A 19,488-nucleotide genomic window follows, 5' to 3' on the forward strand; every position below is an offset into this window, starting at 1 on the left:
GCAGGCCGATCTCGATGCCTGGCTCCTCCACTACAACACCGAAAGACCCCATCTCGGCTACCGCAACATGGGGAGACGCCCCATCGAAACCGTCATGTCATTCGTTAGTCAAGAAGGTTAAGTGGACAGAAGGCCGCCTATCGCTTTCTTTCAAACGAGAAGGTGAGCGAAGACCGAATTCTGGCCGGTCATTTCCAGTCGTCTGCTCTGCGCGTGCAGGCGATAGACGGGCCCATTCTGGTGCTTCAGGATACGACAGAGTTCTCCTTCACGCGGGCTGCGCCCGAAAAGATCGGCTTCACCAAGACCTCAACCGGGCGCAAGGAGAAGGACGGGCGCTTTCGCCAGCACACCCTTTGCGGCCTGCTCATGCACGCGAGCCTCGCCGTCACGCCCGAGGGGCTGCCGCTTGGCCTGACCGCTGTCAAGTTCTGGTCGCGTGCAAAGTTCAAGGGCACGGCGGCGCTGAAGCGGAAGATCAACCCGACCCGCGTGCCGATCGACCGGAAGGAGAGCGTCCGCTGGCTTGATAATCTCCGCCGATCAAGCGAGTTGATCGGCGCGCCGGAGCGCTGCGTCCACATCGGCGATCGCGAAAGCGACATCTACGAGCTCTTCTGCCTGGCGAGTGATCTGGGCACAAACTTCTTGGTTCGCAGTTGCGTCGACCGACTGGCCGAGGGTGGCGATACCACCATCACCCAGGTGATGGCAGGCGTCGCTCCCAGTGGCACGCACAGAGTCCGCTTTCGCGACGGCTCCGGCCAAGACCAGGAGGCGCTCTTGTCGGTAAAGTTCGCGACGATGGTGGTTCGGCCTCCGGTCGGAAAGCAGAAACACTACGAGCATCAGCAGCTTCAGATCATTCATGCGCGGGAGACCAATCCACCGGCCAATCGGCCTGCGCTGTTCTGGAAGTTGATCACGAACCTCAAGATCGAGACGCATGAAGATGCCGTCCGTAAGCTCGGCTGGTATGCGCGGCGCTGGAGCATCGAGACCTTCTTCAAGACCCTCAAGAGCGGGTGCCGCGTCGAGGAGGTCCGGCTCACAACGGCTGACCGCATCGCCAACTGCATTGCGCTCTGCTGCATCGTCGCCTGGCGCATCCACTGGATGACCATGCTGCGACGCGGCAATCCCGACGCCGCCCCGGCAGCTGTGTTTACCGAGGTGGAACTTGAATTCCTCGACGACTCTTCGCCTGACGCCGGATTGGCAGTCACGCGCAACCTTGACTTCTACATGATACGTGTCGCGCGCCTTGGCGGCTACCTCGCCCGAAAACACGACGCGCCACCAGGAGCAACCGTCATCTGGCGGGGCTTCTCACGGCTGGCCGACCTTGTTGAGGGATACAGTGCGGGAAAAAGCAAATCGAAGACTTGTGGGTAATTGAAAGCGGTCGGCACCGCGTACTTCAAAGTGGCGCGCGATGTCGCGCATTGCGACGGGGCGGCCGGCGTTCTGGATGAAATCCAGAACAGCCTCCTTGTCGGGAAAGGGCGGGAGTGCAGCTTTGGGCAAGGCGGACGCCTGTACAGAAGCAAATCGTGTGAGAGAGAGAACGAGAGGGCGCAGCATGCAGTTCCAGCCGCTGCCGGTCGAGGGCAGATTGCCGGAGCCTTGACAGTTCCCCGCCAGTCCGCCGAAGCGGAGGGCCTCACGGTACACCCTGCTCATCTACCCTTTCGCGGAACCCAACTCCTGGCCTGGATCATCTTGTTCGTCGCGGGTCTGTTCGAGGTCGGATGGGCTGTGGGCCTGAAGTACACGCACGAAAGCATTGTCATCGTCTGTTGCCTTGCTTTCGGCTTGCCTCTATGATCAACAGTTGAATGAGCGCGCTGGAGCAGCGCCTCCTCCTGGAGCCGGGAATGAGGAAGATGGCAATGGCGGAGAAGCATCCTGTCGTGTTGAGCGAGGAGGATCTCGAAAAGGTCACGGGCGGCCTGAGCAGTACGTCAGGCGGTCTGTCCGGTATCGGCGATGGAGACCTCTCCGGGATGGATCTGGAAACAGCGCTGATGATGGTGCAGGCCCAGCGTGCGCAGCTCCTGGATGACCAGCTTCGGCAGCAGGCCCAAGAGGTACAAGCAAGAAACGAGCAAGTTTCGCGCCTGCAGGATCTCCACGACGCACTGAGCAATGCCAGAGACGGGCTGAATGACGGTTCCGCCGGGGCTGAGGGTCATGTCTCCCTTGACGCTCGAATTGACCCTGATGATCCGAATAGCCCCACCTACGCAGAGTTGTTCGAGGCGGCGGGCTTCACCGACGACGGCGATACGAACGATGACGGCAATCTCGATGCCGAGGAACTCAGTTCGGCTATTGAAACTGTCAGAGGCGCGATCGATAGCGAGCGCAGCCAGCATCATATGGACATGTTGCGCCTGCAAAGTCAGGACAATAAGCGCAACGAGGCCTACGACTTGATGAACGACTACATCAAGAAGATGCAGGATAACCGCGCGAACATCATCAACAATATGCGCTAGGTCCATCTGGCCGATCTCGCGAGCGGGACTGCCATCGATAACCACTCATGTCGGAACCGGCGCAGTTATTCAGGCCTCAGGCCGTCCAATCAGTCGCCACGGATAGCCAGTACAGCGATGCCTTGAAGGTCATGCGTCCCGCTTTGTGGGGCGCCGGCCTTGTAGTCGCCGCCTTGACGCTCGCTGCCGTCGTTTGGAGCGGGTTCTTCAGGATTCCGATCGCCGTGAGCGGTCAGGGCATCATCCTCGCGCCGGCGGGGATCGCCGACGTGGTAGCCAATGCCCCCGGCCAGGTCCGTGAACTGGCCGTACAGCCTGGCCATGAAATCACCGAGGGGGCCGTCGTTGCGCGCATCAGCCAACCGGATGTCGACCTCAATCTGGCAGTTGCGCGTGGCGAACTGGAGGATGCGCGCACCTTCCTGAACCAGCTGACTGACTTTCACCAGCGCGATGTAGCCAGTCGCGATGCGGCTCGTGCCGCGCGCGCTCGATCCCTGCGGGAAAGGATCGAGGCGACCAAGGGGAGGCGCGACGCCCTCATTGCGCAGGGTCGGGATCTTCAGCAGCTCGTTGAGAAGGGCCTGGTGCGGCGTGACAGGCTGCTCGATCTGAACCACGAGATCCTCATCGCCGAGGGCCAGATTGCCGACGCGGAAGACGAACTCGAGGCGATCGCGAGCAATGCGGCGATCGAGGCGACGGAAGAGCAGCGCGAAAGGCTCGAGGCGGAGCGACGGATCACGGAAGCCTTGCGCAAGGTCAGGAGCCTGACCGAACAGCTCGAGCGAATGGGGGCGGTGCGGTCGCCGTTCGTGGGGCGGGTGGTCGAGAGCAAGGTCAATGTCGGCCAGATGGTTGAGTCGGGGACGCCTGTTATCACCCTCGAGCGGCGAGACCCGGAGCAGACTTCGCGAGTGCCGATTGTTGTGACCTACGTGGAGGCCGCGGATGGCAAGAAGATACAGCCCGGCATGGAGGTCGAGATCTCGCCGTCGACGACGACACGCGAGGAGCATGGCTTTATCCGCGGTACCGTGACACATGTCAGCGACGTGCCCGCCAGCAGTGCGGGCATGCTTCGAGCGCTGCAGAACGATCATCTGGTCCAGTCTTTCGTGCAGAGGCTGGGCGCACCCTTCGAGGTCACAGTGCTCCCGGAGAGCCATCCCGACGGCAGCGGCCGGCTGATGTGGTCGTCGCAGCGGCCGAACCCGCCCCGCATCGAGAGCGGCACCATGGCCGAAGTGCGCATCACCACGCGATCGAACTCGCTGCTGTCCCTCGCCATCCCGGCGTTCAAGTATCTTGGCGCGGATCCTGAAGACCAAACGGAATGAGGCGGGCCTTTCGAGGGGAGATCCGGCGACGGACGCCCACCATCTTGCAGGTGGAGGCGGCGGAATGCGGCGCCGTGGTGCTTGGCATCATGCTCGCCCATTACGGACGCTGGCTCACCGTCGAGGAGTTGCGGGTTGCCTGCAATGTCTCCCGCGACGGCAGCTCAGCGCGGTCGATCGTGCGCGCGGCCCGTGCGTCGGGCATGGACGTGCAGGCCATGAAGATGGAGCCGGCACAGCTCCGCGAGGTGGAGCTTCCGGCGGTTATCCACTGGGGCATGAACCACTTCGTGGTGGTGGAAGGCTTTTCACGCGGCAAGGTCCATCTCAACGACCCGGCGGTTGGGCCGCGCAGCGTTTCCGATGCCGAGTTCGACAGGAACTTCACCGGTATCGTCCTGAGCATGCGGCCTGGCGATGGCTTCCTGCGCGCCGGCGAGAAGCCGTCATTGCGTCACGCGCTTGTCGAACGCTTGAAGGGCAGCGAAGACGCCTTTCTCTTCGTGGTCCTTGTGTCCCTTGTTCTCGTCGTGCCTGGCCTGCTGGTTCCGGTCTTTTCGCAGGTGTTCATCGACCAGATCCTGGTGAATCGCCATGACAGCTGGCTGAAGCCGCTGCTGCAGGGGATGATTATCTGCGCCGTGCTGATCGGGGTGCTGACCTGGTTGCAGCGCGAGACGCTCCTTCGGCTTGAAACGCGCCTGGCTGTCGCCGGCGCGCTGCGCTTTGCCAACCATGTGGTGCGTCTTCCGATCGCCTACTTCGCACAGCGTCAACCGGGCGAAGTGGCGAGCCGCGTCATGCTCAACGACCGTGTCGCTCAGCTGATGACGAGTGAAGTCGGATTTATCGCCTTCAACCTCCTGACCGCCTCGGCCTATCTGGCTTTGATGATGTTTTACGCACCAATCCTTGCGCTCATTGTTGCCGCAGCCGCTATCCTCAACTTTCTTCTTCTGCTGCTTGTCACGCGAAACCTGGAGGATGAAAATCGGCGTCTCCTTGCCGCGATGAACATGCAGGCCGGGCTGGAAAAGCAGGGCCTGCAAATGATCGAGTCCTACAAGTCGAGCGGTAGCGAGAGCCTTTTCCGCCAGCAGCTGTCCGCGATACAGGCGCGCACGCTCAACCTGCGGCAAGCGATCAGCCGCATCCAGATGCGGCTCAACTCCTTGCCGGGCCTGTCCTCGATTGTGCTCGGCGGCACCGTGCTGATCGTCGGCGGCAACATGGTCATCCAGGGACAGATGACACTGGGTATGCTCATCGCCTTTCAGATCCTGATGGCGAGTTTCCTGGCGCCTGTCACCCAGCTCGTGCAGTTCGGGGCGCGCATCCAGGACGGGCAGGCCTACCTCCGTCTTCTCGACGACACGCTGAAGCACCCCCTCAGTGAGGAATTCCAACCGCCGCGCAAAGAGGCTCAGGCCGCGGGTCGACTGACGGGAAGGATCGAGCTGGACGAGGTGCACTTCTCCTTTTCGCCGGCAGGTCACCCACTGCTCAGTGGAATCTCCTTGCAACTGGATCCAGGCGAAAGGCTGGGAATCGTCGGGGCGACCGGCTCGGGCAAGTCCACACTCGGCGCACTGATTGCGGGTCTGTACCCGCCGACCGGCGGCAGGATCCTTCTGGACGGCTGGGAGTTGTGCGAGATCGACCGCGAGCAACTGCGCCAATCCCTGGCCTACATCGACCAGAGGAGTGCGATCTTCGAGGCGAGTCTGAGGGACAACATCAGCCTGTTTGACCACAGCCTGCCGGAGGAGAGGGTCGTAGATGCCGCTCGCATGTCCCTCATCCACGACTCGATCTTGAAGCGTCCCGGAGGGTATGGAGCTCTGGTACGAGAAGGCGGCACCGATCTTGCCGGAGGACAGCGCGCACGGATAGAGATCGCTCGCGCGGTGGTGCGTGACCCGCGCATCCTCATCATGGATGAGGCGACCGCGGCTCTCGATTATCAGACAGAGGCAAGGCTCTTCGCCAACCTGCGCAGGCTGGGCGCGACGCAGATCGTCATGGCTCACCGCTACTCGGCGATCCGGGAATGCGATCGCGTGGTGGTTCTGGACGGCGGTCGCGTCGTGCAGGAAGGAGTGCCTCGGGACCTTTACCAGCAGCCGGGCCCGTTCCGTGACCTGATGCGCGAGGAAGCGCAGTGAGCGAAGCCGTCCAGCAGCTGGATGAAGACGTGCTGCCGGTTCTGGTCGAAGAGCGTGCACTCCGGCTCGACGATCCAGCTGGCTGCCACGTCGTCTTTGCCGGCGAAACTCATCTCTTCGGAGTCCATGGCGATGAGGCTGCCGCGCGGCTGCCGCTCACGCGCATCGGGACGAACGGACTGCTGTTCGGCACACTGCCAAGCACATTTGGGCAGGAGACACTGCTTGCCGCCGGTAGTCCCGATGTTCGCTACTATCGCCTGCCGGATGACGCCTGGCGTGTGCCAGACCCACTGGAGTCCTTTCGGGATGGCGTCGCAACATGGCTCGATGCCTTGGCGCGAGGGCTGAGCGACCAGATCGACCCGAAGCCGCATCCCGACATCACGCTGGCCGATGAAACCGGAGTTCTTCAGGTGGCGCCGGGCATGGTGCTTGCCTGCAGGCGCGGCGTCGTCTGGGTCGATCTTGCGGGAGTCGGGGCCGAGCTTTTTGGAATGGAGCCGGTTGAGGGCCTCCTTCCGCTCCCGGCAGGGGCCTGGATCACGATCGGATCTGCCGGCGACGTGAAGACGTTCAGCTGGAACCACGGGCTTCAACGGGATGACTGGTTCGACGCCCTCGACCGCTTCAATGCCGCCGCTGTGGAACAGCTGCCGCTGGTGAGGGGTCTCAGCGAGGCAGACGAATTCAACCGGGTTCGTGCCCGCAAAAGCTCCGAAGATGTCGAGGGGCAGGAAACTGCGAGACGCGTTGGCGCTCTTCTGAGCAACGAGCTGGAGAGCGTTCAGGAAGCGGGCGGCGACGGGCTTGGCGACATCCTGCGCCATCTCGGCCGCGAGATCGGGGTGCGCATCAAGCGGCCGATCAAGTCGCGTCGAGCGCAGATGGACGTGGCGCCGGCCCTGGAGGAATACGCGCGCTCCTCCGACTTGCGCTTGCAACCGGTCGAGTTGACGGGCGATTGGTGGCGCTATGAGGGGGGACCGCTTCTCGGGTACCGGCGCTCGGGCGAGCCTGTGGCGCTTCTTTGGAGAGGCGGCTATGTCGAGGTCGACAGGACCGGCAAACGTCGTGCCATCGATCGCAGCGTAGCCGAAGAGCTTGAAGCCTCGGCAGATCTCCTGTTCCGTCCGCAGCCGGCGAAAATCGGCTTTCTCAATCTGCAGCTGGCAAGTCTGGCGGGGAGCGGCCGCGATGTCGTGGGGCTGCTGGCGACGATCGTGATCACGAGCATCCTCGCCCAACTGCTGCCCTTGGCCACCAGCCTGGTCTTTGGAGTGCTGGTGCCGGCTGCCATGCAGGCCGATCTTGTTCAGGTGGGAATCGTCATCGTCTTGGCGGGCGTGGCCGGCTTCTTCATCCAGGTAGCGGGCGAGGTGTCGAGGCAGCGTCTCACTGCACGCGCCGGCGCTGCACTCTACAGGGAGACGTGGGACCGCATCGTCGGCCAGCCTCTCGGCTTCCTGCGCAGACACGCGAGTGCTGACATCGCTGCGCGTGCTGGCTGTGGTCTGGCGGCCTTCGAGGGCGTGCGCCAGTTTGCCTTCGCGGCGGCGGCGGTGATCGGCGCCGTCGTTTCAAGCCTTCTGGTGATCACCTGGAAGAGCCCTCTGCTGGCGCTCGTAGCGGCGGCTCTGATTGGTTTTCATGTTGGTGTCGGGTTACTCGCTGGCTGGATGCAGGCGCGCGCCTATGCAAGCGGCGATCAGCTCTTCGGCATCGCGGACAACCACATGATGCAGATCGTAACCGGCATCACCAAGCTCCGCATGGCGGCGGCCGAGGACCGCGCTCTCCTGCGCTGGGCGGACAGCTTCTCGGCCATGCGTGCCCGCCTGGTGGGCGCGCGGCGCGTGATGAACGTTTATGAAAGTTGGCTGGCCGCCTTTCCCCTGCTCGCTACTGCCGTCCTTTTCCTGACCATGCAACACGCAAACCCTGGGGGGGAAGGACTGTTTGCCTTGCCACTGGCGGCGGTGGTGACCGTCATCACCGCGTTCGGCGTAATGTTCGCGGCCACCGGTCATTTCCTGCGCGCGCTCCTGTTGGTGTGGATGGAAAGGCCCGGGTGGAGATATGCCCGGCCTTTGATGGAGAACCCGCCCACCCCGACGGTCGGCAAGACGGATCCCGGCAAGATTTCCGGCGAGATCGTCTTTTCTTCTGTCGGCTTTGCCTACGAAGGCGGCTCACCGGTGCTGGGGCATGTGAGCTTTCGGGCTTTGCCCGGCGAAATGATCGCTATCGTCGGTCCGTCCGGCAGCGGCAAGTCGACCTTGATCCGCTTGCTGCTTGGACTTGAAGAGCCTTCGAGGGGGTCGGTCTATATCGACGGGCATGATGTGCGCTCGCTGCACGAGAGCGCGATGCGGCGCCAGATCGGCGTCGTCCTGCAGGACGAAAAACTACCGCCGGGCACGATCTACCAGATCGTGAAGGGCATGTCCGAGGCCGCGCCGGATGACGTGTGGCGGGCACTCGACAGGGCGGCAGTCGCCGATGAAGTGGCGGCCATGCCTCTGGGGTTGCATACCCCGCTGACGGATGCCGGGCGCGCGCTGTCTGGTGGACAGGTGCAGCGCATCGCCCTGGCGCGCGCGCTGCTGACCAGACCACCGGTGCTCCTGCTCGACGAGCCAACCAGCGCGCTCGATAGCCAGGCTCAGGCGAAGGCCATGAAGAGTGTATTGGACATGAAGGCGACCCGGATCGTGGTCGCGCACCGCATCAGCACCATACGCCACGCGCACCGCATCCTGATGCTCGACAAGGGTCGGATAGTAGAGGCGGGAAGCTACGATGAGCTTATGATTGCCGATGGTGGCTTTGCGAAGCTGGTTCGTGCGAGCGCTTGAGCCTCTGGCGGCAAACGCAAGAAATCGTGAACCGGCTGTTTCCGATCAAGGCAGATCCGGTCTAGACTGCCGGCGCTTCATGCCCAACGGGGGAGGTAGAACCGCTAATGCGTTTCCGCTTCAAATCCATCGGCGCCCTGGCCGCCGCCGCCCTGCTGCTCGGACTCTCGGCTCCTTCCGTGGCCCAGACGGAGGCTCAGACAGAGCCTGGGGCCCCCGCGGATGGGGAGGCCGCTGTCGTGGTCGAGCTCAACAAGGTCGAGCAGCTCGATAACGCCTGCCGCGCCTACCTGCTGTTCGAGAACGGGAACAGCAGCCGCTTCGACGAGTTCCGGCTGGACCTGGTGCTCTTTGACAGCGAGGGCGTCATCGCGCGGCCGCTTCAGATGGGGCCCGAACTGTTCACGCAGCCTTGCGTGGGCGAGCAATTCATCCTGACGGTCTCCGGCAAATCCGCGAACTCCTCCGCAAAGGCGTCGTGAAATGCTACGTGCCATTCCATATCAGATATGGCTCCAATGCAATATGGATTACAAGGCATAATCGTAGATCACGCCCCTCGGCCCCCTCAATTTCCTGGGGTTCCAGTATTGGGTGAAATGGTGCGCACTGAGTTGGCTGGCATGCGCCATCAATCATCCTCGACATAGCGCGCCATCAGGATGCGCTGCTTTTCATCCTGATAGGCGTCGAGCACGGCATTCACCCAATAGTCCATACCCTGGCGCTTTTGTGGGAGCAGTTGGCTTGCGTCATAGACGCGGCGGGTGATGGCGGCGCCCTGCTGGGCGTCGTCGCCTGCTCGCCAGCCCCGGCTGTCATTGCTGCCACCAGAGTGGGCGAGGATTGCGGACGCGCAGATGCCGGGCAAGCCTGCATCGCCGAGTGCGGTGGTAAGGCTGCGGCGAATGTCGTGGAGGGTGAACTTCGGCAGACCTTGAAGTGGATCGGGCTCCATGTTGCGCAGGCGAGTGATCCATTGGTTGATCGCGGATTCCGCGATGGCGCGGTCATGGGGTTGCCCAGTGACACGTGACTTGGTCGTGACGGCTGGAAACAGGAAAGCGGAGGGTGGTCGCGCCTGGGCAGCTTTTCGGTTGGGGTACAGGCCATCTTCGGCCTCCTGCATCGCCTGCTCAACTACGTGATACAAGGCGGGAGGGAAGGGCAGGGCGTGATCACGGGTCCCCTTCATTTCCTCGGCGGTGAAGTATGCGACGTGCCAGCCCTCGGCCTCGGCGTCCGGCAGAATGTTTGCTTTTCGGATCTCAGTTGCAGCGCCTTTGCGCTGCCCTGTGAGCGCGATCCACCACAGGCCCCAATAGACCCCCGTCGAAACAGTTCTGCGACCAGCGCTTCGGTGGGCTTCCGCGACCGCCAGCAGGCGACCAACCTGCCTGACCGTCAGATAAACGTCGCGAGGCTGCTCGTGATGAACTTCCCCAACCATCGTCCATCACGGAGCCGTGTCTCTCAATCCGCTACGGGCCGAGTGATAGCGCGATGCCCAGTTAAACGCGCTGCGAATATAGGCCACCGCGCGATTTGAACGCGTTCCACCGCTGTGCGTCAGGATGTGATCGCGCACTCGCTCGATGTCGGCCCGCTTCAGGTCAATAAGGTGGGTGTCATTGATCCGCTCGAAAGCTGGGTTGCGCCAGAGAGAGCGGACATCTGCGATGGTGGAAGGGCTGGATTTGCGGCCTGCCCGCGGACGCGAAAGCCATTCCTCAATGAAAGCTTGTCCAAGCTCGCGCCACGTCCAGCCTTTTTCCTCGGTTGGGGTGGCAGCATCGATTGCAGCTTGGAACGCCTCTTTATCGCTTGTACCCACCCGCCGCGCGGTCAAGTAGGGCTTATGGTCGATCTTGGCATCGAGCAGCTTGCGCACCGAGTTGGCCATTTGCCTGGCTGGTTCGGGAGGAAACTCCTCCGCCAGACCGAGTGTTGCGGTTTGGCGTTTGTAGCGCAGCAGCCACTTCGCCCGTTTGCCCTCAAGGCGAAGCGCGAGGCCGGGATTGCGCAGGTCGCGCCATTCGAAAATGTCGCGCGCACTGCGTCCCCCTGCCTCGGCCATCGCCTTGGCTTCCTTGAGGTGATGAACCGTGATGACCGTCCGGCAGCTGCCCGATTTCGTGTCTGTCGTCAAACCTTCTGACCCCATCAGATGCTTTGTAGCGGGAAAGTTCTACAAACATCCTACAAACGCTAATATATTGACAAGCCTTTTGTCCATGGGGCTTCGAACTTTTACGAAAATTACTAAAGCACTGAAAAATCGCATATTTTAACCATTTGTTAACCTTTACCTTAGGAAATCTCAGGTCTCGGCTTACTGCGAACTAATCAAGCAATCTGACTACGGATCAGAAGGTGGGAGTTCGACTCTTCCCGGGCGCGCCAAAAACCCCCAGAAAACAGCCACTTAACACCAACCCCAAAGCAGCCGACACAGGCTGCTTTTTCTATGTCGGCACTATGTCGGCAAACGCCACTTCCGTTTCGGCGAAGCCGCTTGCCGGCTTCCCTGCAAGCCCCCCTCCCACAGCCATCCGCCGGGCGAGTTATTGCGCGCTGCATCGGCATCTGGTTGCATGCGCTTCGCTGAATTGGGTATAGAGTTGTCATAAGGACGTGCCGTCTGGCTGTCGCTGGCGGCGCAAGGGGGGCGAGATGAGCAGCGCGTTTTTTGCCGGGCCGATTTTGAACTCGCCCTACGAGCGTCCCGCCCGGCACTGGCAGCTCGATGAGCAGGGGCAGCCCACGGGCATTGTCGAGATGGGGCGCCGGCGCAGCGCGCTGACCTCGCCCATTCCCAAGCCGCGGGCGCGGCGCGGTGGCACATCCTCCCAGGCCGACCTCCTCGCGGATGAGGCGGGTGAGATCTACAATCCCACAGAGGTCATCAACGGCATCCGCTCCGCCGTGGAGAGTTGGCGCGAGCTGCCGGAAAGCCAGTGGCAGGTCACGCCGACCACCGCGCGGCTGCTGCGCCACTGGCGCAGCCATCCCTTCGCGAACCAGAAGCCCTTTTTCTGCCAGATCGAGGCGGTGGAGACGGTGATCTGGCTGACCGAGGTGGCGCCCAAGGCCTCGCAGCAGGGCCGGCGCTTCTGGAGCCACCTGGAGGCGGCGAACGGGGCCTCCAATCCCGAGCTGCTGCGCATGGCGCTGAAGCTCGCGACCGGTGCAGGCAAGACCACCGTGATGGCGATGCTGATCGCCTGGCACACGATCAATTCCGTGCGGCACCCGAATGCCAAGAGGTTCACGCGCGGTTTCCTGATCGTGGCCCCCGGCATCACGATCAAGGACCGCCTGCGCGTGCTGCTGCCGAGCGATCCCGAGAGCTACTACAAGACCCGCGAGCTGGTGCCCGAGGACATGATGAATGACCTCGGCAAGGCCAAGATCGTCATCACCAACTATCACGCCTTCAAGAAGAAGCACGAGATCCCGCTCAATAAGGTGCAGCAGGCGGCGCTCAAGACCGAGCCGAAGGAGGAGAGCGACGGCGCCATGATCCGCCGGGTGGCGGGGGATCTGATGGGGTTGAAGAACGTCGTGGTCCTGAACGACGAGGCGCATCACTGCTACCGCGAGCGCGTGCTGCCCGATGACGAGCAGAAGGCGCTCAAGGGCGACGAGCTCAGCGAGGCCAAGGAGAACAACGAGGCCGCGCGCCTCTGGATCAGCGGCCTGGAGGCGGTCAAGCGCACGCTGGGCCTCAACATGGTCTATGACCTCTCCGCCACCCCCTTCTTCCTGCGCGGCTCGGGTTATCGCGAGGGCTCGCTTTTCGGCTGGGTGGTCAGCGACTTCTCACTGATGGATGCCATCGAGTGCGGCATCGTCAAGCTGCCGCGCGTGCCGATCATGGACAACGTGGCCGGCGGCGACACGCCGATGTTCCGCAACCTCTGGGAATACGTCGGCAAGAAGCTGCCGAAGAAGGGGCGCAGCGCCGGCAGAAAGCTCGATCCCCAGGACCTGCCGAATGAGCTGATTTCGGCGATCGACGCCCTCTACGGCCACTATGAGAAGACCTACAAGGCCTGGAAGGAGGGCCCCAACCCCATCCCGGTCGATCCGGTCTTCATCGTCGTCTGCAACAACACCGCCACCTCCAAGCTGGTCTATGACTACATCTCCGGCTACCTGATCGAGCGGGAGGACGGCAATCAGCAGCTCATCGCCGGGCGCTGCCCGCTCTTTCAGAACTTCCATCCAGATGGCGTGGCGCTGCCGCGTATGCGCACGCTGCTGATCGACAGTCAGCAGCTCGAAAGCGGCGAGGCGATTAGCAAGGATTTCCGCGAGGCGGCCAGCCCGGAGATCGAGCGCTTCAAGGAGGAGCTGATCAACCGCACCGGCGACCGCCAAGCGGCCGAGAAGGTGGATGACGCCACCATCCTGCGCGAGGTGATGAACACGGTCAGCCGGCCGGGGCAGCTCGGGGAGGGCATCCGCTGCGTCGTTTCGGTCTCCATGCTGACCGAGGGCTGGGACGCCAACACCGTCACCCACATTCTCGGCGTGCGCGCCTTCGGCACCCAGCTTCTCTGCGAGCAGGTGATCGGCCGGGCGCTGCGCCGCCAGTCCTACCAGCTTCAGGACAACGGGCTCTTTGCCGTTGAGTATGCCGACGTGCTCGGCATCCCCTTCGACTTCACGGCCCAGCCGGTGATCGCGCCGGCAAAGCGCCCCGAAAATCTGGTGCAGGTCCAGGCGCTGAGCCCGGAGCGCGATGCGGCGGAAATCCGCTTTCCCCGGGTCGAGGGCTATCGCACCGAGCTGCCGCGCGACGTGCTGCGCGCGGAGTTCAGCGAGGATTCGGCGCTGGAACTCACCCCGGATCTCGTGGGTGCGACCGAAACCATCAATTCCGGCATCATCGGGGAGCAGGTGGACCTGACCCTCGACTATCTGGGGGAGGTGCGCTCCGCAACCATCGTATTCCACCTGGCCCAGTGGATCGTCCAGCGTCGCCTGACCGAGCCGAACCAGCCGCCCAGCGTGGCGCTGATCATGCAGATGAAGCGCATCGTGCGCCGCTGGATGAAGGAACACCTGACCTGCCTCGGCGGCACCCAGCCGGCGCAGCTTCTCTATTCCAGCATCTCCGACCGGGTCGCCGACCGCATCATGGCGGCGATCACCCGCGCGCAGGAGGGCGGGGGGCGCGTGCTCGCGCTGCTCGATCCCTATAACCGCGAAGGCACTACCCGCGGCGTGCGCTTCCTGACCAGCAAAGATCTCTACGAGACGTCATCACGCTGCCACATCAACTATGCCGTCCCTGATAGCGATTGGGAGATCGAGTTCTGCCGTGTCGCCGACCGGCATCCGCGCGTGCTGGCCTGGGTGAAGAACCACAACCTCGGCTTCGAGGTGCCCTACAGCGCCGGCGGCGAGGCGCGGCGCTACCGCCCCGATTTCATCCTGAAGATCGATGACGGCCGCGGCGCCGAGGACCTGCTGAACCTCGTGGTCGAGATCAAGGGCTACCGGGGCGAGGACGCCAAGGACAAGGCCGAGACCATGACGACCTACTGGGTGCCCGGCGTGAACAACCTCGGCACCCTGGGCCGCTGGGCCTTCGCCGAGTTCACCGCGCGCTGGACGATCCAGAGCGAGTTCGCGGCCAAGATCGAGGCCTGGATTGATGAGGTTGCGGCGCAGGAGAGGGTGGGGGTTCCGGCATGAGCTTCGATACGACCAAGACAAGCCTGAAGGATCTGCTGGGCCAGGTGGATGCAGGCAAGCTGCAACTGCCCGAATTTCAGCGGGACTACGTCTGGGACGAGGATGGGGTGCGCAGCCTCCTGGCGAGCATCGCAAAGGGCTTTCCGGTGGGCGCGCTCTTGACCTTGGAGCGCGGCGGCAGCGTGGAGTTCAAGCCACGGGGTCTGCGCGGAACGCCCTACGAGCACAAGCCGGACGAGGAACAGCCTGTACCGGAGACCCTGCTGCTCGATGGGCAGCAGCGAATGACCTCTCTCTACCAGGCGATCTACTCCAGAAAGCCCGCGGAGGTCCGCACGCCCAAGGGAAAGAAGGTTCAGCGGTACTTCTATCTCGATGTGGTGGCCGCGCTGGAAGGGGCGGATTTCGAGGAGGCGATCTTTACCCTTCCGCCTGACCGGCGCGAAAAGGGTGCCTTTGGGAAGCCTGATGGGATTGATGCGTCATCGCCAGAGCTGGAGTTCGCAAATCTACTGTTTCCGCTGAACCAGACGCTCGATCCGCAGAACTGGATTTTCGACTGCCTGGGCTACTGGATGGGGCGGCAGGAAGATCGGCGGGACATGCTCAACGAGCTCCGGAATTCGATCCTCGACAACATTCGTGACTATCAGATGCCGGTCATTCGGCTCAGCAAGGACAACAGCCGTGAAGCGGTCTGCACCGTCTTCGAGAAGGTGAACGTGGGTGGCAAGAAGCTGGATGCCTTCGAACTCGTCACCGCCATCTACGCGGCGGATCGCTTCAACCTGCGAGAGGATTGGTTCGGCAACCCCCGGGAACACCTCGTCGGCCGTTTGGAGAAGATGCGCGGCAATACCCCGAAGGATGGCGTCTTTGCCGACCTCGCGAACACCGACTTCCTGCAAGCCTGCACCGTGCTCCACACGATGGACCTCAACGAAGAGGCTCTCGCGGAGGGCAAGACCGGCAAGGCGGTGCCAGCGATTTCCTGCCGTCGGGAAGTGATGCTGGGCCTCCCTCTCTTGGCCTACCGCAAGCATGCGGACAACGTGCAGCAGGGCTTTGTTGAAGCCGCCAAGTTTCTCAATAGCCAGAAGATCGTCTGGGGCCGCGATGTGCCCTATCCGCCGCAGATGGTGGCTCTGGCAGCCTTCTTCGCACGCTACGGCTTCAAGCTCTCCGCGCCGCAGCGGGAGAAGTTGCGGCACTGGTACTGGTCGGGTGTGCTCGGTGAGTACTACGGCAGCGCCACGGAAACGAAGATTGCGCGCGACGTGCCGCAGCTGATCGAGTGGATGGAGGATGACAAGGCAGAACCCCGCACCGTTTGGGATACCTATTTCCAGATGGATCGGCTCGACAGCCTGCGCATGCGCCTCTCCGCCGCCTACAAGGGTCTGCACGCGCTCCTGATGCGCGAGGGCTGCGAGGACTTCATCAGCGGCCAGCCGGTGGACCTGATGACGGTCTACAGCAACCCAATGGACATCCATCACATCTTTCCCCGCAAGTGGTGCGAGGAAAAAGGCCTCAACCCCAACGACTACAACAGCATCGTCAACAAGACCGCGCTCTCAGCCGCCACCAACCGGGAGATCGGCGGCGACGCCCCCTCCGACTATCTCGAGCGGATCGAGCGCAAGTACAAGTTCACCCCGGAACAGCTCGATGCCATCCTACGCACCCACCTGATCGAACCCGAGTTGCTGCGCGCCGATGATTTCGAGGGCTTCTACGTCGCCCGCAAGGAGGCGCTTGCCGAACTGGCTCAACGCGCTCAAGGCAAGGCGGTGCTTAGGGAAGACGATGAAGAGGAGGGGCTGCCGGACGAGGAGCTGGCCGAACAGGAGGCCCAGGAAAACATGCAGGAAGCAGCCGAATAATGGCCAGGAAATCCCTCAGCGTCGAGGCGCTGACCCATGACGAGGACAGCCGCAAGAATGCGCCGACGGCGGAGCTGGAGGCCTTTGTCGATGCGGAGACGAAGCGGCCGATCCTGGCGGCTTATGAACGGCGCAATCCCGATCTCGACCCGCAGCTCGTCTGGCGCGGGAAGGACGTGGCGGACTGGTCGGACCTGGTGGTGAAGGCGCCGCCGCTCTACATCCAGGAGAAGATCCACCCCAAGGCGATCATCGAGGACCTGAAGCGCGCCAGCCACCGCAATGCCGAGCCCGAGGCGGCGCCGGACCTTTTTGCCGACTTCAACGGCCTCGACCCCGAACAGCGCACCGAGTTCTACGCCCACGACCAGCACTGGTCGAACCGCATGATCCTGGGCGACGGGCTGCAGGTGATGGCGAGCCTGGCCGAGCGCGAGAACCTCAAGGGGCAGGTGCAGTGCATCTACATCGACCCGCCCTATGGCATCAAGTTCAACTCCAACTTCCAGTGGTCCACAACCAGCCGCGACGTGAAGGACGGCAAGGCCGACCACCTGACCCGCGAGCCGGAGCAGGTGAAGGCCTTCCGCGACACCTGGCGCGACGGCATTCACTCCTACCTTACCTACCTGCGCGACCGCCTGACCGTGGCCCGCGACCTGCTCACTGAGAGCGGTTCGATCTTCGTTCAGATTGGCGATGAGAACGTGCACCGGGTGCGAGCGCTGATGGATGAGGTGTTTGGGGAGGAGAATTGTCTTTCTGCAATCACCGTCGTAAAGACGACGAGCCAAACATCACAGTTCTTGCCAAACGTCACGGATTACCTCCTTTGGTACGCTAAGGATCTTGGTGCAGTTAAGTATAGATGCGCTATGTTGCCGAAGAATTTCGGAGGAGAGGGAGCTTCTGGATACAATAAAATTGAGTACCCTAATGGAAATCGCGTTTCTCTCACCCCTGATCAGAAACGCGACATTGGAAGCCTTCCCAGCGGTTCAAAGATATATTCAATCGACAACCTAACAAGTCAGAGGCCGCCTGGGTCATTCCCGGTCGCGTTTGAAGGCCAGTTACGAACACCTAATCGTGGTTACTGGAAAACTGGCGAAACTGGCATGCCTCGCCTCATAAAGAGTCACCGCATTGAGCTAGCGGGAAACACGCTGCGCTACGTACGGTTTATCGATGACTATCCTGTATATCCATTGAGTAACGTTTGGACAGACACGACTGTTGCGGGATTTTCGAGCGACAAGCAGTACATCGTTGAGACGTCTCCAAAGATCGTAGAACGCTGCATCCTGATGACCACCGACCCCGGCGATCTGGTGCTCGATCCCACCTGCGGTTCGGGCACCACGGCCTACGTCGCCGAGCAGTGGGGGCGGCGCTGGATCACCATCGACACCAGCCGCGTCGCGCTGGCGCTGGCCCGGGCGCGGCTCATGGGCGCGCGCTATCCCTGGTACCTGCTGGCCGACAGCCCCGAGGGGCAGAGGAAGGAGGCGGAGGTGACGCGGGCCACCCCCTCCACCCAGCCGACCTACGGCCGCCTGCGCCAGGGCTTCGTCTATCGCCGTGTGCCGCACATCACGCTCAAGGCCATCGCCAACAACGCCGAGATCGACACCATCTGGGCGCACTATCAGCGCCAGCTCGAGCCGCTGCGCCGGCAGATCAATGCCGCGCGCGGCCGGCACTACCAGGACGAGGCCGCCGGCTACGAGCGCGCGAACCCGCACGAACTGCCGCCCGCCGCGGATACCGCGCACCCGCCCTTCGAGGAGTGGAGCATGCCGCGCGCGCCCGGCTCGCCCTGGCCCGAGGCGGCGGCCAAGGCGCTGGAGAAGACGCGCAGCGGCTCCACGGCGGTGCGCACGAAGTGGCTCGCCAAGGTGAACGAGCTGCTCGGCCGCAGCTACACGCTGGAGAGCCTGCCCGAGCAGGCCGTCGACCCCTGGAACGAACCGGAAACTGAAGAGCTGCACGCCGAATGGTGGCGCTTGCGGATCGAACGGCAGCAGGAAATCGACAAGTCAATCGCCGCCAAGGCCGATCACGAATACCTCTATGACCAGCCCTATGAGGACAAGGCGCGGGTGCGCGTGGCCGGCCCCTTCACGGTGGAGAGCCTCTCGCCGCACCGCGTGCCGGCGGTCGACGTGGACGACAGCCTCTACGACGAGCTGGAGGCGGCCGAAGGCAGGCGGCAGAAGGACGGCAGCGGCGAGACCGCTGACTTCGCCGCCATGGTGCTGGAGCACCTGGAACGCTCCGGCGTGCAGCAGGCGCACAAGGCCGACCGCCTGGTCTTCGACAGCCTCAAGCCCTGGCCCGGCAAGTGGATCTGCGCCGAGGGCCGGGTGCGGCAGAAGTCGCTGCAGGAGGCAGAAGAGGGCGAGGAGCAGCCGGGCGACCCGACCCGCCGCGCCGCGATCATGGTCGGGCCCGAGTACGGCACCGTGTCGCGCCCCGACCTGGTCGCCGCGGCGCGCGAGGCCTCGGAGGCTGGCTTCGACCTCTTGATCGCCGCCGCCTTCAACTTCGACGCCCACGCCGGCGAGTTCGACCGCATGGGCGCACTGACCGTGCTGCAGGCGCGCATCAACCCCGACCTCCACATGCCCGACCTCGCCAACACGGGTGCGGGCAACCTCTTCACCGTCTTCGGCGAGCCGGACATTGAACTACACGAGGAGGATGACGACTGCCTCTCGGTCGAGGTGCTGGGCGTGGACATGTACAAGGGCGGGCAGATCGAAAGCGGCGAGGCCGACGACATCGCTGTCTGGTTCCTCGACACCGACTATGACTACGAGAACTTCCGCGTGCGCCACGCCTACTTCCCCGGCGCCAACGACCCCTACAAGGCGCTGAAGACCACGCTGAAAGCCGAGATCGACGAGGAAGCCTGGTCCAGCCTCAACCGCACCCGCTCCCGCCCTTTCCCGCGACCGGACAGCGGCCGCGTGGCGGTCAAGGTGATCAACCACCTGGGGGATGAGGTGATGAAGGTGATGGAGGTCTAG

General features: G+C 63.0%; 10 protein-coding genes and 2 pseudogenes. 10 read left to right on the forward strand and 2 right to left on the reverse strand.

The window, feature by feature from the left end; all coding sequences use genetic code 11:
- From P2G67_RS08985 to P2G67_RS09015, 7 genes and pseudogenes are all read left to right on the forward strand, one after another.
- Positions 1-121 (forward strand): annotated as a pseudogene (locus P2G67_RS08985) (IS481 family transposase); the annotation flags it as partial.
- 23 nt (positions 122-144) lie between these two features.
- A pseudogene (locus tag P2G67_RS08990) lies at positions 145-1,395 on the forward strand (IS4 family transposase); the annotation flags it as partial.
- A 443-nt stretch (positions 1,396-1,838) separates the two neighbouring features.
- Positions 1,839-2,501, forward strand: coding sequence for a hypothetical protein (locus P2G67_RS08995; RefSeq protein ID WP_275822214.1), 663 nt, complete (start codon positions 1,839-1,841; stop codon positions 2,499-2,501).
- 131 nt (positions 2,502-2,632) lie between these two features.
- Positions 2,633-3,841 carry an NHLP bacteriocin system secretion protein gene (locus P2G67_RS09000; protein WP_275822755.1) on the forward strand — a complete coding sequence of 403 codons (1,209 nt, stop codon included), beginning with the start codon at positions 2,633-2,635 and terminating at the stop codon, positions 3,839-3,841.
- Complete coding sequence (locus tag P2G67_RS09005; protein ID WP_275822216.1) at positions 3,838-6,006, forward strand: cysteine peptidase family C39 domain-containing protein; 2,169 nt, start codon at positions 3,838-3,840, stop codon at positions 6,004-6,006. The genes P2G67_RS09000 and P2G67_RS09005 overlap by 4 nt, the downstream gene beginning before the upstream one ends.
- Positions 6,003-8,864, forward strand: coding sequence for an ATP-binding cassette domain-containing protein (locus P2G67_RS09010; protein ID WP_275822218.1), 2,862 nt, complete (start codon positions 6,003-6,005; stop codon positions 8,862-8,864). Before P2G67_RS09005 ends, P2G67_RS09010 begins: the two co-directional genes overlap by 4 nt.
- Before the next feature lie 107 nt (positions 8,865-8,971).
- Entirely contained in the window at positions 8,972-9,346 is a 375-nt protein-coding gene (locus P2G67_RS09015) for a hypothetical protein (protein ID WP_275822220.1), read from the forward strand.
- A 149-nt stretch (positions 9,347-9,495) separates the two neighbouring features.
- Here the strand turns inward: P2G67_RS09015 and P2G67_RS09020 are convergent, their stop codons facing one another.
- A complete protein-coding gene (locus P2G67_RS09020) occupies positions 9,496-10,314 on the reverse strand; it encodes a tyrosine-type recombinase/integrase (RefSeq protein ID WP_275822224.1) in 819 nt (272 codons plus the stop codon).
- A 6-nt stretch (positions 10,315-10,320) separates the two neighbouring features.
- Positions 10,321-11,013 (reverse strand): site-specific integrase, encoded by a 693-nt coding sequence (locus tag P2G67_RS09025; protein WP_275822226.1) that lies wholly within the window; start codon positions 11,011-11,013, stop codon positions 10,321-10,323.
- A gap of 524 nt (positions 11,014-11,537) precedes the next feature.
- Here P2G67_RS09025 and P2G67_RS09030 point away from each other — a divergent pair.
- From P2G67_RS09030 to P2G67_RS09040, 3 genes are read left to right on the forward strand one after another with little or no spacing between them, the layout of a single operon-like run.
- Positions 11,538-14,570 (forward strand): BPTD_3080 family restriction endonuclease, encoded by a 3,033-nt coding sequence (locus P2G67_RS09030; protein ID WP_275822228.1) that lies wholly within the window; start codon positions 11,538-11,540, stop codon positions 14,568-14,570.
- Positions 14,567-16,456, forward strand: coding sequence for a DUF262 domain-containing protein (locus P2G67_RS09035; protein ID WP_275822230.1), 1,890 nt, complete (start codon positions 14,567-14,569; stop codon positions 16,454-16,456). Before P2G67_RS09030 ends, P2G67_RS09035 begins: the two co-directional genes overlap by 4 nt.
- Positions 16,456-19,488, forward strand: a complete 3,033-nt coding sequence (locus tag P2G67_RS09040) for a site-specific DNA-methyltransferase (RefSeq protein WP_275822233.1) — start codon at positions 16,456-16,458, stop codon at positions 19,486-19,488. The genes P2G67_RS09035 and P2G67_RS09040 overlap by 1 nt, the downstream gene beginning before the upstream one ends.

Origin of the sequence: Aquibaculum arenosum (assembly GCF_029222965.1) — a bacterium.
Lineage (GTDB): Bacteria > Pseudomonadota > Alphaproteobacteria > Kiloniellales > DSM-21159 > Aquibaculum > Aquibaculum arenosum.

Coding starts and splice junctions, on each gene's coding strand:
- P2G67_RS09030 (WP_275822228.1), top strand. CDS start 11,538: ATGAGCAGCGCGTTTTTTGCCGGGCCGATTTTGAACTCGCCCTACGAG.
- P2G67_RS09000 (WP_275822755.1), top strand. CDS start 2,633: ATGCGTCCCGCTTTGTGGGGCGCCGGCCTTGTAGTCGCCGCCTTGACG.
- P2G67_RS09040 (WP_275822233.1), top strand. CDS start 16,456: ATGGCCAGGAAATCCCTCAGCGTCGAGGCGCTGACCCATGACGAGGAC.
- P2G67_RS09005 (WP_275822216.1), top strand. CDS start 3,838: ATGAGGCGGGCCTTTCGAGGGGAGATCCGGCGACGGACGCCCACCATC.
- P2G67_RS09015 (WP_275822220.1), top strand. CDS start 8,972: ATGCGTTTCCGCTTCAAATCCATCGGCGCCCTGGCCGCCGCCGCCCTG.
- P2G67_RS09020 (WP_275822224.1), bottom strand. CDS start 10,314: ATGGTTGGGGAAGTTCATCACGAGCAGCCTCGCGACGTTTATCTGACG.
- P2G67_RS09035 (WP_275822230.1), top strand. CDS start 14,567: ATGAGCTTCGATACGACCAAGACAAGCCTGAAGGATCTGCTGGGCCAG.
- P2G67_RS08995 (WP_275822214.1), top strand. CDS start 1,839: ATGAGCGCGCTGGAGCAGCGCCTCCTCCTGGAGCCGGGAATGAGGAAG.